Origin of the sequence: Halomonas sp. KAO (assembly GCF_015595025.1) — a bacterium.
Taxonomy (GTDB): Bacteria; Pseudomonadota; Gammaproteobacteria; order Pseudomonadales; family Halomonadaceae; genus Halomonas.
Map to the genome: position 1 here is coordinate 219,470 of NZ_JADNRL010000026.1, position 15,073 is coordinate 234,542.

General features: G+C 66.3%; 13 protein-coding genes. 10 read left to right on the forward strand and 3 right to left on the reverse strand.

Going from position 1 to position 15,073, the window contains the following annotated elements; translation table 11 throughout:
• Window positions 1-2 precede the first annotated feature (2 nt).
• A complete protein-coding gene (locus IOC61_RS14825; RefSeq protein WP_195689510.1) occupies window positions 3-557 on the reverse strand; it encodes a carboxymuconolactone decarboxylase family protein in 555 nt (184 codons plus the stop codon).
• Window positions 558-944: 387 nt separating this feature from the next.
• Here IOC61_RS14825 and IOC61_RS14830 point away from each other — a divergent pair, with 387 nt between their 5' ends.
• Window positions 945-1,949 carry an aldo/keto reductase gene (locus IOC61_RS14830; protein ID WP_195689511.1) on the forward strand — a complete coding sequence of 335 codons (1,005 nt, stop codon included), beginning with the start codon at window positions 945-947 and terminating at the stop codon, window positions 1,947-1,949.
• 212 nt (window positions 1,950-2,161) lie between these two features.
• Here IOC61_RS14830 and IOC61_RS14835 read toward each other — a convergent pair whose 3' ends face one another.
• Window positions 2,162-4,441, reverse strand: a complete 2,280-nt coding sequence (locus IOC61_RS14835; RefSeq protein ID WP_195689512.1) for a CehA/McbA family metallohydrolase — start codon at window positions 4,439-4,441, stop codon at window positions 2,162-2,164.
• 177 nt (window positions 4,442-4,618) lie between these two features.
• Here IOC61_RS14835 and IOC61_RS14840 point away from each other — a divergent pair, with 177 nt between their 5' ends.
• From IOC61_RS14840 to bktB, 9 genes are all read left to right on the forward strand, one after another.
• The gene (locus tag IOC61_RS14840; protein ID WP_195689513.1) at window positions 4,619-5,797 is read left to right on the forward strand and encodes an FAD-dependent monooxygenase; all 1,179 of its coding nucleotides are present in this window, start codon (window positions 4,619-4,621) and stop codon (window positions 5,795-5,797) included.
• 134 nt (window positions 5,798-5,931) lie between these two features.
• Window positions 5,932-6,081 carry a hypothetical protein gene (locus tag IOC61_RS14845; protein ID WP_165927470.1) on the forward strand — a complete coding sequence of 50 codons (150 nt, stop codon included), beginning with the start codon at window positions 5,932-5,934 and terminating at the stop codon, window positions 6,079-6,081.
• Window positions 6,081-6,815, forward strand: a complete 735-nt coding sequence (locus IOC61_RS14850; RefSeq protein ID WP_195689514.1) for a metal ABC transporter ATP-binding protein — start codon at window positions 6,081-6,083, stop codon at window positions 6,813-6,815. Before IOC61_RS14845 ends, IOC61_RS14850 begins: the two co-directional genes overlap by 1 nt.
• Window positions 6,799-7,689: a metal ABC transporter permease gene (locus IOC61_RS14855; RefSeq protein WP_195689515.1), complete on the forward strand. Its 891-nt coding sequence runs from the start codon at window positions 6,799-6,801 to the stop codon at window positions 7,687-7,689. The genes IOC61_RS14850 and IOC61_RS14855 overlap by 17 nt, the downstream gene beginning before the upstream one ends.
• Before the next feature lie 20 nt (window positions 7,690-7,709).
• On the forward strand, window positions 7,710-8,738 hold the full coding sequence (locus IOC61_RS14860; RefSeq protein WP_195689516.1) for a metal ABC transporter solute-binding protein, Zn/Mn family: 1,029 nt from the start codon (window positions 7,710-7,712) through the stop codon (window positions 8,736-8,738).
• A gap of 310 nt (window positions 8,739-9,048) precedes the next feature.
• Window positions 9,049-9,966: an ABC transporter substrate-binding protein gene (locus IOC61_RS14865; RefSeq protein ID WP_195689517.1), complete on the forward strand. Its 918-nt coding sequence runs from the start codon at window positions 9,049-9,051 to the stop codon at window positions 9,964-9,966.
• A gap of 44 nt (window positions 9,967-10,010) precedes the next feature.
• Complete coding sequence (locus tag IOC61_RS14870; RefSeq protein ID WP_195689518.1) at window positions 10,011-11,555, forward strand: acyl-CoA synthetase; 1,545 nt, start codon at window positions 10,011-10,013, stop codon at window positions 11,553-11,555.
• Between the two features lie 23 nt (window positions 11,556-11,578).
• A complete protein-coding gene (locus IOC61_RS14875) occupies window positions 11,579-12,706 on the forward strand; it encodes an acyl-CoA dehydrogenase family protein (protein WP_195689712.1) in 1,128 nt (375 codons plus the stop codon).
• Window positions 12,707-12,722: 16 nt separating this feature from the next.
• Window positions 12,723-13,910: a beta-ketothiolase BktB gene (gene bktB, locus IOC61_RS14880; protein ID WP_195689519.1), complete on the forward strand. Its 1,188-nt coding sequence runs from the start codon at window positions 12,723-12,725 to the stop codon at window positions 13,908-13,910.
• 119 nt (window positions 13,911-14,029) lie between these two features.
• Here bktB and IOC61_RS14885 read toward each other — a convergent pair whose 3' ends face one another.
• The gene (locus IOC61_RS14885; RefSeq protein ID WP_195689520.1) at window positions 14,030-15,040 is read right to left on the reverse strand and encodes an AraC family transcriptional regulator; all 1,011 of its coding nucleotides are present in this window, start codon (window positions 15,038-15,040) and stop codon (window positions 14,030-14,032) included.
• Between the last annotated feature and the right edge of the window lie 33 nt (window positions 15,041-15,073).

Sequence of the window (15,073 nt, forward strand, 5' to 3'; positions counted from 1 at the left end):
TCTCAGCTGACCTTGTGCCACTCGAACTTCTTGAAGGGTTCGTCGAGCGGTGTATCGGCAAGGTGGTTGGTGTAATTGCTCATGACCTTTTGCGCCACCGCCAGAACCACCTCAAGGATCTGACGCTTGGTGAAGCCCATCTCCAGGAATGCCTGAACGTCGCTGTCCTCGACGTTTCCGCGCCCGCGCACCACTGCAAGCGTGAAGTCTCGCAGGGCTTCCAGACGTGCCGTAGGCAGCGGAGTTTCGTTGCGCAGGGCCTCCGTGATGGCATCGTCCACCTGCATGCTCTTGGCTATGCCGGTATGCGCGGGCACGCAGTAGTGGCACGCATGCTCAACGTTGATGGTTTGCCATACCACGGTCACTTCTTCGTCATTGAAGCTGCTGTCCAGAAACAGCTGGTGAAGCTGCTGGTAAGCATCGAGCAGGCCGGGCGCCTCCGCCATCACGGCGTGCAGGCCCGGGACCATGCCGAAGGCTTGTATGGAGTTATCAAGAAGCTTCTGGCTTTCTTCTGGTGCGCTTTGCTTGTCGTGAAGGGTAAATTCGGTCATTTGGCGAATCCTTGAGTCAGGTAAAGTAGCGGTAGACCGACAACATGTCGTCGGGACCAGCACGCGCTTGAGTGATCGCTCAAATTTAGACGCATGCATGGCTACGCCGTGTTTCATTGGTCACCCTAACCCATCTTGAGCGATCGCTCAAATTTCGACGCCTGGTCAACCGATCAGGTGGCGTCGACCCGACCTGCCCTTCCGCCTGGAGACAAGAAACGGTATCAGGTAGCGGCCAACGGGATGGCGTATCTTGATACTCTCGGGGCCCAGGCGGTGACCATGGGGGACGCCCTCATCTGCATCGCCAGGTGAACCGAGCCTGACACTTGGCCGCGTGGTGAAGATTGTCGCCTGCCATCTCTGAACACACTGCAAGGAACCGTGATGAACCCCCTGATCGCTCGCCTCAAGGCCGTCTCCTCCCCCGCCATCGGCCTGGGCTGCATGAATCTCTCCCACGGCTACGGCCACTCGCTTTCGGAGGCCGAGGGGCGGCGCGCCCTGGAGGAAGCGTTCGAGATGGGCTATCGCCACTTCGACACCGCCACCCTGTATGGCGCCACCGCCAACGAGCGCCTGGTGGGCAGGGCGCTCGCCGGCAAGCGTGACGAGATTCTGCTGGCCAGCAAGTGCGGCATGGCCATCGACCCCGAGCTGGGCCGAAAGGTGATCGATGGCCGCCCGGCCACCCTGCGCCGCCAGTGCGAGGCGAGCCTCGAGCGCCTGCAGACCGACCACCTCGACCTCTACTACCTGCACCGCTGGGACAAGGGGGTACCCATCGAGGAGAGTGTGGGCGCACTGGGTCGACTGATGGAGGAGGGCAAGATCGGCGCCATCGGCCTCTCCGAGGTATCCGCGGCCACCCTGCGTCGGGCGCGCACCGAGCACCCCATCGCCGCGCTGCAGACGGAGTACTCGCTATGGACCCGCAACCCCGAGATCGCGGTACTCGAGGCGTGCCGCGAGGCCGATACCCTGTTCGTGGCCTTCAGCCCGCTGGGGCGTGGCTTCCTCGCCGGGTCGGTCCGCGAGCGGGAGAGTCTGGTCGAGGGCGATGTACGCCTCGGCATGCCCCGCTTCACCACCGAGAACCTCACCCGCAATCTGGAATTGCTGACCGAACTCGAGCGCCTGGCCCACGAGCGGGAAGCCACCACTGGCCAGCTCGCCCTGGCCTGGCTGCGTGCCAAGGGCGACGACATCCTGCCCATCCCCGGCACCCGCCGCGTGGCCCATATGCGCGAGAACCTGGCCGCGAAGGAGCTGACCCTTAGCGCCGACGACGTAACGAGCCTGGATGCGCTGTTCGCCCCGCCGCGTATTTCCGGCGCACGCTATGCCGAAGGGCCGCAGGCCGAGGTCGATACCGAGCAGTTCGGCGAATAGCGGGCCCCTATAAGCCCGCCTCCCGACCACACTCCCGGATCATGGGGAGATGGCAGCCTCGACGCGATTGCCCCCGGGCATGCAAATGAAAAAGGAAAAGGAAAAGGAAAAGGAAAAGGAAAAGGAAAGGCCACACCATAACCATAAAAAGAGCAAGGCCGCCCCCCGAAGGGTGCGGCCTTGTTAACGACTCGCGCAGTCAAGGTGCGCCATTAGTCATCGAGTGCTGCGGTGTACGCGTCTGCTGAATCGCGCTGGATCCACAGCGGGTTACTCCAGGCGGTATCGTCATCCTGATCGTCCACCTCCAGGGCGACCCAGCCCTCCACGTCGCTATCAAGCTCCAGTGCCAGCTCCGCCTGGCGACCATCCAGCGCAACGGTCTGCAGGACCTCGCCGCCGCGACCGATCAGGCGTGCCTCGGCCAGGCCATCCACGGCCTCCACGTCCAGCGTCCAGGTGTAGGTCTCACCTTCGGTCAGGCGCAGCGTATCGCCGAACAGTCCGTTGCGCGGATACAGCAGCGGACCTTCGGTGGCGTAACCGTGGCCATTCTTGAGGGCCCGGGCAAAGGCACGCGGCGTCAGTTCGCCAGGCACCCGTGCCATCATGCGGATACGGCCGGTAAGGTCGTTCCAGGCATCGTGGGTGTCGGTGCCGGCGGTGAAGTAGACGCCTGTGCCGACGTCCCAGAGATTATGGGCGGTCGCCACGGTCGGCTCATTGTCGACCTCGGCGTTGATCTCCAGCAGGTCGAAGCCGGTCGCGAAGCCACCGGGTACATTGTCGGCGGCTAGATTGCGGAGATAGCCATAGTCGTTGAAGGGGTGGTTGAGCGGGATCACCTCGGCGTTGAGACGCCGGGCCTCGGCCAGCACGTCCTGTACGCTATCGGTGCCCGGGTCAACTTGCAGCTCTGCACCGATGTCGATGGGGAAGGGGTTCTGATGCCCCCAGGAGGGCGAGATCTCGATGGAGGGGATAAAGGGCACCCCACGCCGCTCGGAGAGCGCCTGAAACTCCGCATGGTTGACCGTGGAGTCGTGGTCGCTGACGAAGGTCAGGTCGAGATCCGTGGCCAGCTGGGCGCGCACCACCATCTCGGGCGGCGTGGTGCCCTCCAGCACGTTGGCATGGTGGTGCAGGTCACCGCCGTACCAGTCCTGGTCGTTGGGCTCAGCCAGCCGCTCGATAACGAAGGTCTCGTCGACCGTCTCGCCGGACGCCAGGCTGACCTCAAGCTCCTGGGCCTTGGCGGTGAAGCCGGCACCGGCATTCACCCCCAGACGATAGTCGCCGGGTGCCAGCTCGAGCCTGGCCTGGCCCGCGGGCTCCAGCTCGGTGAAGAAGGTCTGCTTGCCGAGGAACTCCACCGGCGGCTGCTGGCCCTCGAGGATCACCAGGCGTGCGTCGCGAGGAGTATCGGAGCCCGCCTCACGCACTTCGAGATTGAGCGTGCCGGGCCCCTTCAGGCCATCGACATCGAGCGTTTCCGTGTCACCCGCCGCGATACTCAGCGACACAGGCTCACTGCTCGCGTGGCCAAGCCCCGTGGCATAGGCCGAGTAGTCGCCCTCAGGCAGGTCGATCGCGTACTGACCCTCCTCTGCCAGTGTCCAGGCATAGGGATGGCCATCCTTCTCGATCATCACCAGGCCATCCGATGGCGCCTCGCCCTGATCGTTGCGCAGGCTACCGCTCAAGCGCCCGGTCGCCTCACCGCGACGCTCGGCCTCGGCGGCGACTACCGGTGCCAGGTCGCCATCCGGAACCACCTGCAGCCAGCCCTCGAAGGTGCGCGACTCACCGGGCGCCAGATCATGCTCCAGGTACATGTCCTGGCCCTGATAGTTGACGCGGTCGAAATAGGGCGCATGCAGGGCAAAGGCCCAGTCACGGTCATAGGCCACCATGCGATCGCTGCGCGCGTTCTCGGCGGTGGTCTCCTTGGCATCACCGAGGCCGGGCACGCCAAACAGGTAGCCGGTATCCGGCCACAGGGTAAAGCCTGAACGAATGGCCTCGAGGGGCTCCTCGCCCGCGTTCTCCAGCTCGGTATGGAGGTGGATCCGGTCACTACCGGCTTCCAGCGTATAGGTGGTGGTCACCCAGGCATCGGCCCAGTTGCGCCGAATGCGCACCACGGCACGCTCGGGAGTGTCCTCGACGATCTCCACTTCCTTGCCGTCGTTGGGCCAGGCGGACCAGTTATTGGGAATAAAGTCGGCGAAGGCGATACGGTCGAGGTCGATCTCGCCATCCTTGACCGCGGCCAGGTCCACCAGGGTTCCGCGTGGCACGCCCCAGGGTGGGCGTGACTCCGTGGCGATGGCAAAGGCCAGTCGATCGTTGGCGACGGTCAGGTCCTGGTCGGCCTGGGCTTCACCGTCGGGTATGGCAGTCGCACCACGAGTGATGCTGACATCGGCCTGCACGCCCGAGGCACCCGCCAGCAGGCCGGCCAGCACCAGGCCACTGAGTCGCTGATTCATCGGAGACTCCTTTGCGTTTCGTGTTGTATTGGAAGCGTCGTATTTTCAGCATGATTTATTTTAAATGAACATTCAAACAAGGATCTGGAGCGCTCTCGAATCCCATGGCGTCGCCGAACGCGTTATGCTGCCAGCCCCGTACGGCAATCTGGCAAGGCACCTGGCGAGGAGAGAGGCATGAACGACACCCTGGATGCGGTCATCGTTGGCGGCGGCATGGTCGGGGCGGCCGTGGCGGCGGCGCTGGGTCAGGCCGGCATGCGCGTGGCACTGGTGGAGGGCGGCGCTCCACCGGCGGCGATTCCCGATGACGCTCCCTTCGACCTGCGGGTATCGTCGCTCAACCTCGCCTCCCAGCGCCTGCTGGAGGAGGTCGGCGCCTGGTCCTTCATTCCCGAGTCGCGGCGTTGCCCCTTCCGCCATATCGAGGCGAGCGATGCGGCCGAGAAGCGCCATATCCGCTTCAGTGCCATCGACCTCGAACTGCCCGACTTCGGCTTCTTCGTCGAGAACCGGGTGATCCGTCGCGCCCTGTGGCAGCGCCTGGCCGAGTTGCCTGGCGTCACCACGATCTGCCACGCCGGCCCGGTGGCCTGGGTGCCCGGCGGGCACCGCTGCCTGCTGGAGCTCGATAACGGCCGCCTGCTGGCGACGCGGCTGGTGGTGGGTGCCGACGGCGCCGGCTCCCACACCCGGGAGCTGGCCGGCATCGCCACCCGCGACGAGGACTACGGCCAGCGCGCCCTGATCACCAACGTGCGTACCCGGCTGCCTCAGCAGGATGTCAGCTGGCAACGCTTCGCCCCCCGGGGGCCCCAGGCGATGCTGCCGCTGCCCGGTCACTACGCTTCGCTGATCTGGTACGACACTGCCGAGGCCACCCTGGCCCGGGAGGCGCTGGATGACGAGGCGCTGCGCCTGGCCATCGAGCACGAGTTTCCCACTCGCCTGGGCGGCGTGGAGGAGGTGCTCGGGCGGGCCAGCTTCCCCATTCGGCGTCGCCATGCCGAACGCTATGTGCGCCCGCGCCTGGCGCTGGTGGGCGATGCCGCCCATGTGATCCACCCGCTGGCCGGCCAGGGACTCAACCTGGGCATGCAGGACGCCGAGGCGTTGAGCCGGCGGGTGATCAATGCCTTCCGGTCGCGGCACGACCCCGGCGGCCGGGCGCCACTGGCCGGCTATGCCCGGGAGCGGCGCCCCCAGACCCTGGCGATGATCGCCGCCATGGAGACCTTCCACCATGTCTTCACCGGCGCCGCCCCGCTGCGCCACGCCGGTGCCGCCGGCATGGCCGTGGCCGAGCGCCTGGAGGGTGCCAAGCGCGCGGTGATGCGTCACGCCCTGGGGCTGTAGGCCCCCCCCCCTACGAAGCCCCGCGCAGCGACCGCTCCAGGCAGGGGCCAGTCGGCCTATAGGCACTGGTCAGCCGGCATTTTGTTATGTTATAACCTTTGCCGCTTTCCGCCGCCTACTGCCCAGAGGACCCCATGGCACACCGCAGACACCGGCACCGCCCGGAAGGACCCTGCCACTTCTCGCTGATGTCGCTTTCGGCCACCCGCCGCCTGCTGCTGGCGGCACTGCCGCTGGTGGCCCTGTGGCTGGCGGTGGCCTGGGCCGCCGGCTGGGGGGTGTGATGTCACGCCTGCAGCTCGAGAACCTGACCCTGGCCCGCGGCGGGCGCACCGTGCTGGAGCATCTGGAGGGTCGCTTCCAGGACGGGGCCATCACCGCCCTGATGGGCACCAACGGGGCCGGCAAGAGCACCCTTATCAGCGCCATCATGGGCATGCTGCGACCGATCTCCGGCCGGGTGGCCTGCCAGGTGCCCAAGGAGCGCCGTGCCTGGCTGCCCCAGCAGCTGGCCCTGGATCTCACCTTCCCGATGAGCGTGGAAGAGCTGATCATGACCGGCAGCTGGCCCAGCCACGGCGCCCTCAAGGGGTACTGTGCGGCCCACTACCGCCGCGGCCGCGAGATCATGGCGCGCCTGGGCATCTCGCACCTGGCCCATCGCCAGCTGGGTGAGCTCTCCGGCGGCCAGCGCCAGCGCGCACTGATCGGCCGCACCCTGATGCAGGAGGCCGAGCTGCTGCTGCTCGACGAGCCCTTCGCCAACGTCGATATCGAGACGGTGGACGTGCTGATGGATGTGCTGCGCGACATGGCCCGGAATGGCGCCACCATCGTGGTGGTGCTGCATGACCTGGAGCAGCTCTCGCGCCTGGCCGATGACGTGCTGATACTGACCGGTGGCCACGGCCGTTGGGCGAACCCCGCCTCTCTGCTGGAGCGTTACGCCGGACAGCCGCCCCGTGCCCCCCGCCTGCCCCTCACCTTCCCGGATACCTTCGATGCTGGAACTGCTTGACGCCTGGCTGCTTGCCCCCCTCGACTACGGCTTCATGAAGCGCGCCCTGGTGGCCGGCCTGGCGCTGTCGCTGGCCGCACCGCCGCTGGGGGTGTTCCTGATGCTGCGCGGCATGAGCCTGATCGGCGATGCCATGGCCCACGCCATCCTGCCCGGAGTGGCCCTGGGCTTCCTGGCCGCCGGCTTCTCGCTGCCCCTCATGAGCCTGGGCGGCATCCTCTCGGGCCTGCTGGTCGCGGTGCTGGCCGGCAGCGTGTCGCAGATGACCGGCCACCGCGAGGACTCGGCCATGGCCAGCTTCTTCCTGATCTCGCTGGCCGCCGGCGTCATGCTGGTCTCCATGGGTGGCAGCAGCGTCGACCTCACCCATGTGCTGTTCGGCTCGATACTGGCCGTCGACACCACCGCCCTGCTGCTGATCGCCGCCATCAGCAGCCTGATCGTGGTGGTGCTGGCGGTGATCTTCCGCGCCCTGGTGGTGGAGTGCCTGGACCCGCTGTTCCTGCGTGGCCAGGGCAGCCCGGTGAGCCTGATCCATGGCGTCTTCCTGGGCCTGGTGGTGCTCAACCTGACCGCCGGCTTCCAGACCCTCGGCACCCTGATGGCGGTGGGCCTGATGATGTTGCCGGCGACCACCGCCCGCTTCTGGAGCCAGCGCCTCGAGGGGCTGATCGGCATCGCCATCCTGGTCGCCCTGATCGCCAGCAGCGGCGGGCTGCTGCTCTCCTATCATCTCAACCTGCCCTCGGGCCCCTCGATCATCCTGCTCGCCGGGAGCGGCTACCTGCTCTCGGCCCTGGTGGGTCGCCACCACAGCCTGCTCGCCCGGCTGCGTCGCCGCGCCACGCCGCTGGGCGCCCCGGAACCCGAATGACTCAACGGAGATCCCCTGTCATGCGTCCGCTGTCCCCCGCCATCAATGCCCTGGGCCTGGCCGCCCTGCTCGCCCTGCCCACCGCCCATGCCGAGGAGCCCGTGCAGGTGCTGGCCAGCTTCAGCATCCTCGCCGATATGGTCGAGAATGTCGGTGGCGAACATGTCGAGGTCACCTCCCTGGTGGGGCCCAACAGCGATGCCCATGTCTATTCACCGCGGCCCACCGACGCCCGAGCCCTGGCCGAGGCGGATCTGGTGGTCTTCAACGGCCTGCAGTTCGAGGGCTGGATGGAGCGCCTGGTGGCAGCCAGCGACTACACCGGGCCACTGGTGGTCACCACGGAGGGCATCGAGGGGCTGGTCGATGCCGAGCATGAGGAGCACGGTGGCCATAACGAGCATGACTACAGTGACCAGGACGAGCAGCACGGCGACCAGGACGCACATGGCCACGCCAGCCAAGATGCGCATGACCATGGCGACCAGGACCCCCACGCCTGGCAGAACCTGATCGCCGGCAAGCGTTATGTGGCCAATATCCGCGACGGCCTGGTCGAGGCCGACCCGGAGAACGCCGATGCCTATACCGCCAACGCGGCCCGCTATATCGACGCGATCGAGGCGGCCGATGACGAGGTCCGCGCGCTGATCGACGAGATCCCCGCCACCACCAGCGTCATCACCGGTCACGCCTCCTTCGGCCACTTCGCCCACGCCTACGGGCTGCGCTTTATGTCACTCCAGGGACTCTCCACCGACGCCGAACCCAGCGCCGCCGATATGGCCGGCCTGATCGAGGTGATCCACGAGCAGGATGTGCGCGCCCTCTTCCACGAGAACATGACCAGCCCCGCCCTGCTCGAGCAGCTGGCCGAGGAGACCGGCCTGCCCATCGCCGGCACCCTCTACGCCGACGCCCTGGCCAGCGAAGGCGAGGCCAGCACCTGGCTGGGCATGATCCGCCACAACGCTCACACCCTGCACGACGCCCTGGCCGAGCCGGGCCAAGAGGACCACGATCACGAGGATCATGGTCACGATCACTGAGCCACTCAGCTACTCAGCCACTCAGCTACTCAACCACTCAGCCACCGAGTTTGACCAGTCAGCATGAGGCGCCTTCGGGCGCCTCCTTGCGTTATTGGGGGTCTCATATCTTGGCCGCATATGTCGACTAACCGAGGCCTTGATTCCGCCAGCACGGCGATATGGCCGAAAAATTGGCAGTAAATGCAAAAATCCTGGCCCGATAGATCAACCCCTTCCCGATCTTTGTTCCTACCATGGGTCACGGGGCACCGGTTCACCACCCGCTCCAAGATCGACAACAACAACGCAAAAACGCAAAGGCACCCACATGATCCCTACCCGCACGCCTGCCCTCGGTGCTCTCGCCGCCTCCATGCTGCTCGCCTCACAGGCCGCCACCGCCGCCATCACCGATAACGAGATCCGCATCGGCTACCTGGCCGACATGACCGGCGCCTATCGAGACCCCATCGGCCCCCTGGGCGAAGACGCCATCCGGATGGCCATCGAGGACATGGGAGGCAAGGTGGCCGGTGCCAAGGTGGTGCTGTTCAGTGCCGATGACCGCAATAGCCCCGACGTGGGCTCCAGCGTGGTACGCGAGTGGATCGACGAGCGCAACGTGGACATGGTGACCGGCCTGGTGGCCTCCTCGGTAACGCTTGCCACCGTCAAGCTCCTCGAGGAGGAGAACCGCCTGGGACTGGTCAACGGTGCGGTCTCCTCGAGCATCACCAACGAAAACTGCTCACCCAACCATGTCCACTGGGTCTACGACACCTGGGCCATGTCCAACGGCACTGCCAGTGCCATCACCCGGGAAGGCAACACCGACTGGTACCTGCTGAGCGCCGACTACTCCTTCGGCCACGCCCTGGAGCGCGATGTCGCGCGAGTGGTGGAGGAAAGTGGCGGCAACGTGGTCGGCAGCATCCGCCACCCCTTCCCCAGCAGCGACTTTTCGTCGTACATGCTGCAGGCCATCGAGTCGGCCGCCACCGATGAGGCCCAGGCGGTACGCGCCCAGATGGCGGCGACTCCGATCGACGACATCTTCGCCAGCGGTGGTTATATCCGCGAGGACGGGCGCATGGTTCATGACATGTACCTGGTGGAAGTGAAGTCACCGCAGGAAGCCGCCGACGAGGACGATATCTTCCGCCTGGTACGCACCATTCCCGCCGCGGAAGCGTTTCGGCCCCTGGACCAGAGCGACTGCCGCCTGATCACGCCCAGTGATGCCTGACGCCCCTCTCCCCCCAACAAGACAGCACAACTCGTGGAGATGAGATGACCATGCAGAATCGCATCCAGCAGCACACCATCGGCGCCGCCCTGGGGCGCACCGCCCGCAAGCACGCCGTCCGTTCGGCACTGACCTTCAACGATCGTCAGTGGACCTATGGCGAACTCGACCGGGCAGTGAACCGGGTGGCCAACCGCCTGCTGGCCCTGGGCCTCGAGCCGGGGGATCGCCTGGCGGTCTACGGCAAGAATTCCGACGCCTATGTGATTGCCTGGCTGGCCGCCACCCGTGCCGGCCTGGTGCATGTGCCGATCAATTTCGCCCTGAGCAGCGAGGAGCTCAGCTATATCCTCGAACAGTCCGGCGCCAGCGGCCTGCTGAGCGACCTCAGCCTGGCCGACAAGGTGGAGGCCGCCTGCCGGGGCCGTGACCTGGTACTTTCCGGCACCCTGCATGCTCAGGAGGGTGACGATTTCGATGTGATTCGGGAGGCCCTCGGCACGGGTGATGCCTCCGAGCCCGAGGTCATGCTCGATAGCCAGAGCCTGGCCCAGCTGCTCTACACCTCGGGCACAACCGCCGCCCCCAAGGCGGCGATGATGACCCACCAGGCCCTGCTCGCCGAGTACATGGCCTGCATGGTGGAGCTGGATATCAAGGCCGACGAGCCGATGCTGGCCGCCCTGCCCCTCTATCACTCGGCACAGATGCACGTCTTCTTGATGCCGGCCCTGCTGCTGGGCGCACCGATACATCTTCGCGAGGCGCCGGCCCCGGACGACTGCCTGGCACAGATCCAGCGGCACGGCATCGTGTCATTCTTCGCCCCGCCCACGGTGTGGATCGGCCTGCTGCGCCATCCGGAGTTCGATCGGCATGATCTCGGCCGCCTGAAGAAGGCCTACTACGGTGCCTCGATCATGCCGGTTCCGGTGGTGGAGGAGCTGCATCGCCGCATCCCCGGGGTAGGGCTCTACAACTGCTACGGCCAGAGCGAGATCGCCCCGCTGGCCACGGTGCTGCGCCCCGAGGAGCACGATGCCAGGCCGGCCTCGGCGGGGCGCCCCATCCTCACCGTGGAGACCCGCATCGTCGACGCCGAGATGAACGACGTGCCGGCCGGGGAGCAGGGCGAGATCATTCATCGCTCGCCTCAGCTGCTCACCGGCTACTGGGGCAAGCCCGAGATGACCGAAGAGGCGTTTCTTGGCGGCTGGTTCCACTCTGGCGATGTGGGCTACCTCGATGAGGAGGGCTATCTGTTCATCGTCGATCGCATCAAGGACGTGATCAATACCGGGGGTGTGCTGGTGGCCAGTCGCGAGGTGGAAGACGTGATGTTCCAGCACCCCGCCGTCTCCGAGGTGGCCGTGATCGGCCTGCCGGATGAGAAGTGGATCGAGGCGATCACCGCCGTGGTGGTGCTCAAGGAGGGGGAGGAAGTCAGCGAGGAGGCGCTGATCGAGCATGCCCGAGCCCGCATGGCCCACTACAAGGTACCCAAGCAGATTCACTTCAGTGATGCGCTGCCCAAGAGCACCGCCGGCAAGATTCTCAAGCGACACCTGCGCAAGGAGCTTCACCCGTGACCGTGAGTACACCACAGGACGAGATGACCCCGCTGTTTCACGACATGATCTGCCGTTTCCTCGAACAGGAGGTCACTCCCCACTATGAGGCCTGGGAGGAAGCCGGCGAGATGCCTCGCGCACTCTGGCGCCAGATGGGTGAGGCGGGGCTGTTGGGTATCGACATGCCGGAAGCCCTGGGTGGAGCCGGCGCCGACGTCGCCATTACCCAGCTGGTCATCGAGGAGATCTCGCGGCACGGCTTCGGCGGGCTGGCCAGCGCCTACAACATCCACGCCAATATCGTCATGCCCTACCTGCTGCATATCGCCACCCCGGCGCAGCAGCAGCGCTGGCTCCCCTCCATGGCCAGTGGCGAGGCGATTGGCGCCATCGCCATGACCGAGCCCGGGGCCGGCAGTGACCTGGCGGCCATCAAGACCCGGGCCCGGCGTACCCCAGCGGGCTGGCGCCTGGAGGGCAGCAAGATCTTCATCACCAACGGCCAGGTGGCCGATCTGGTGATCGTCTGTGCCAAGACCGATCCCGATGCCGGCGCCAAGGGCGTCTCGCTGTTCCTGGTCGACACCTCGCTGCCCGGCTTCACCCGTGGTCAGCCGATCAAGAAGATCGGCCAGCACGCCAGCGACACCGCCGAGCTGTTCTTCGACGGCATCGAGCTGCCCGAGGATGCCCTGCTCGGCGAGGAAGGCGCCGGCTTTGCCTACCTGATGCAGGAGTTGCCCCGGGAGCGCCTCGGCGTCGGTGCCCAGGCACTGGGCGCCATGCAGGGCGCACTGGAGCTGACCCTCGAGTACGTGAAGGAGCGCCGCGCCTTCGGCCAGCGGGTGGGCGATTTCCAGAATACCCGCTTCACCCTCGCCGAGGTGCGGGCGGATATCGACATGGGCCGTGCCTATCTCGAGAAGTGCATGGCCCAGTATCGCCAGGGCACCATGGGCCCTACCGAGGCTGCCATCCTCAAGCTGCGCCTCACCGAAATGCAGTGCGCCACCGCCAATACCTGCCTGCAGCTGTTCGGTGGCTATGGCTATACCCGCGAATACCCCATCTCACGCTTCTATCTGGATGCCCGAGTGCAGACCATCTACGCCGGCACCTCGGAAATCATGAAAGAAGTCGTCGCCCGCTCGCTGCTGGGCAAGGCCTGAACCTGGAGGATCCCTTATGCATCTCGATTCCGTTGTTATCCTGGACGGCGCCCGCACCGCCATCGGCGGCTTTGGCGGCAGCCTCGCGGGGCTGGCCCCCCATGAGCTCGGCACCATCACCGCTCGGGAGGCGTTGAAGCGCGCCGGGGTCGAGGCCGAGGCGATCGATCACGCCGTCTACGGCCATATCATCACCACCGGCCCCGAGGACGCCTACCTGGCACGCCATATCGCACGGGATGCCGGCGTTCCCGATGCCGCCGGCGCCTTCAACGTCAATCGCCTATGTGGCTCCGGGGTGCAGGCGCTGCTGTCGGCCGCCCAGCAGATCGCCCTGGGCGATAGCCGCTTCGCCCTGGCGGGCGGTGCCGAGTCCATGAGCCGTGGGGCCTATCTGCTGCCACCCCAGGCGCGCAGCGGCTTGCGCATGGGCCACGCCGGGGTGACCGACCTGACCCTGGGCATTCTCAGCGACCCCTTCGGCAGTGGCCATATGGGCGTTACCGCCGAGAACATCGCCAGCCGCTGCGGGCTGAGCCGGGAGACGGTCGACCGGTTTGCCATGCAGAGTCACCACAAGGCGGCCCGAGCCATCGCCGAGGGGCGCTTTACCGAGCAGATCGTGCCGGTCACCGTGCGTGAGGGGAAGCAGGAGCGCGTCTTCGAGCGTGACGAGCATGTGCGCGACGGTGTCACCCTGGAGGAGCTCGCCCGCCTCAGGCCTGCCTTTCAGAAGGAGGGCCTGGTCACCGCCGGCAACGCCTCGGGCCTCAACGATGGTGCGGCAAGCCTGGTGCTGGCCCATGCCGACGAGGCGGAACGCCAGGGTCTGAGGCCCCGAGCGCGGATGCGCGTGGGCACCAGCGCCGGAGTCGAGCCACTCCTGATGGGACTGGGGCCGATTCCCGCGGTACGCCGCTGCCTGGAGCAGGCCGGCCTCTCCATCAACGATATCGATGTCATCGAATCCAACGAGGCCTTCGCCGCCCAGGCCATCGCCGTCGCCGATGCGCTGGAGTTTCCCGCCGACAAGCTCAACCCCAATGGCGGTGCCGTGGGGCTGGGCCACCCCGTCGGCGCCACCGGCGCCATCCTGGTGATCAAGGCGCTGGCCGAGCTGGAACGTATCGATGGCCGCTACGGCCTGATCACGCTCTGCATCGGTGGCGGCCAGGGCATCGCGCTGTTGATAGAGCGCTGCTGATTCATGAGCTGCTTCAGGGTGGTGCATGACCGGACCCAGCCAGGTCATTGGGCTGCGTCCTGAGAGCGACGAAGTGGCCGTTGCCGGTGTGTCCGACGACAAGTTCGACAGCAACGTCGTCAGCAGGCATGGGCCAATGCCGCCCGCCGGTAGGCGGCGGGCGTATCACCGGTCCAGCTACGAAAGGCGCGGCTGAAGCAGGCCTGGTCCTCGAAGCCGAGCCGCTGAGCGATACTCGCGAGAGGCTGGTCGCTGCGAGTCAGAGCCTGCACGGCGACATCGCGTCGGCACTCGTCCTTCACCGCCTGAAAGCGCGTGCCCTCCGCGGCCAGGTGGCGCGACAGGGTTCGCACCGACATATGCAGCGCCTCGGCTACCTCGGCCACCCCGGCGGCATAGGCATCTTGGCGAGTCAGGTGCTCGCGCACCCGGTGGGAGAGCAGCCGCTCCTCGAAGGAGACATAGAACCAGTCCGCCGGGGCGCGCTGCAGAAAGGCACCCAGGTGACGCTTGGTCTGGCGGATCGGCTCGTCGAGCACCGCCCGATCGAAGTAGATCGCGGTCTGGGGGCGATCGAAGAGTAGCCGGCCGGGATAGAAGTAGCGGTAGTCGGCGCTATGCGCGGGCTGGGGGTAGGCGCACTCCAGGGTGATCGGCGGAATCTTGCGGGCGATCATCCAGGAGGCGATGCCATGCCAGAGCTTGAGCATCAGCTCATGCACCAGGATTCGGCTGCCCGTCGGCGGGCGATGTTCCACCAGGCCGATCCGCACCAGGTCATCGGCATGACTGATCTCGTAGCCAAAATCATCAAGCAGGATATGGAAGAACAGCCGATAGCGGTGCAGGGCCACCTTGAGGGTGGGCGCCTCCAGCAGACTCAGGCAGAGCAGCTTGAGGGTGCCGCCTCGCAGCGGCCGCGAGAAGAAGCCCGGGGTCTCGTCGTCACACTCGTTGACCAACAGTCGATAGAGGGTGGCAAACTGCCCGACGGTCACCCGGCCATGTGACGACTCCAGCAGCCGCGGCGATATGCCGGCGCGCCGCAGCAGGCTGGCTCGCTCGGCCGCCATGCCCGGCACACCCTGGAATAGCTCACCAACGAAATGCCGTGACACCGTCACCGTCATGCTCTTCGTCTCCCTCTTGCCATCCGGCCCATG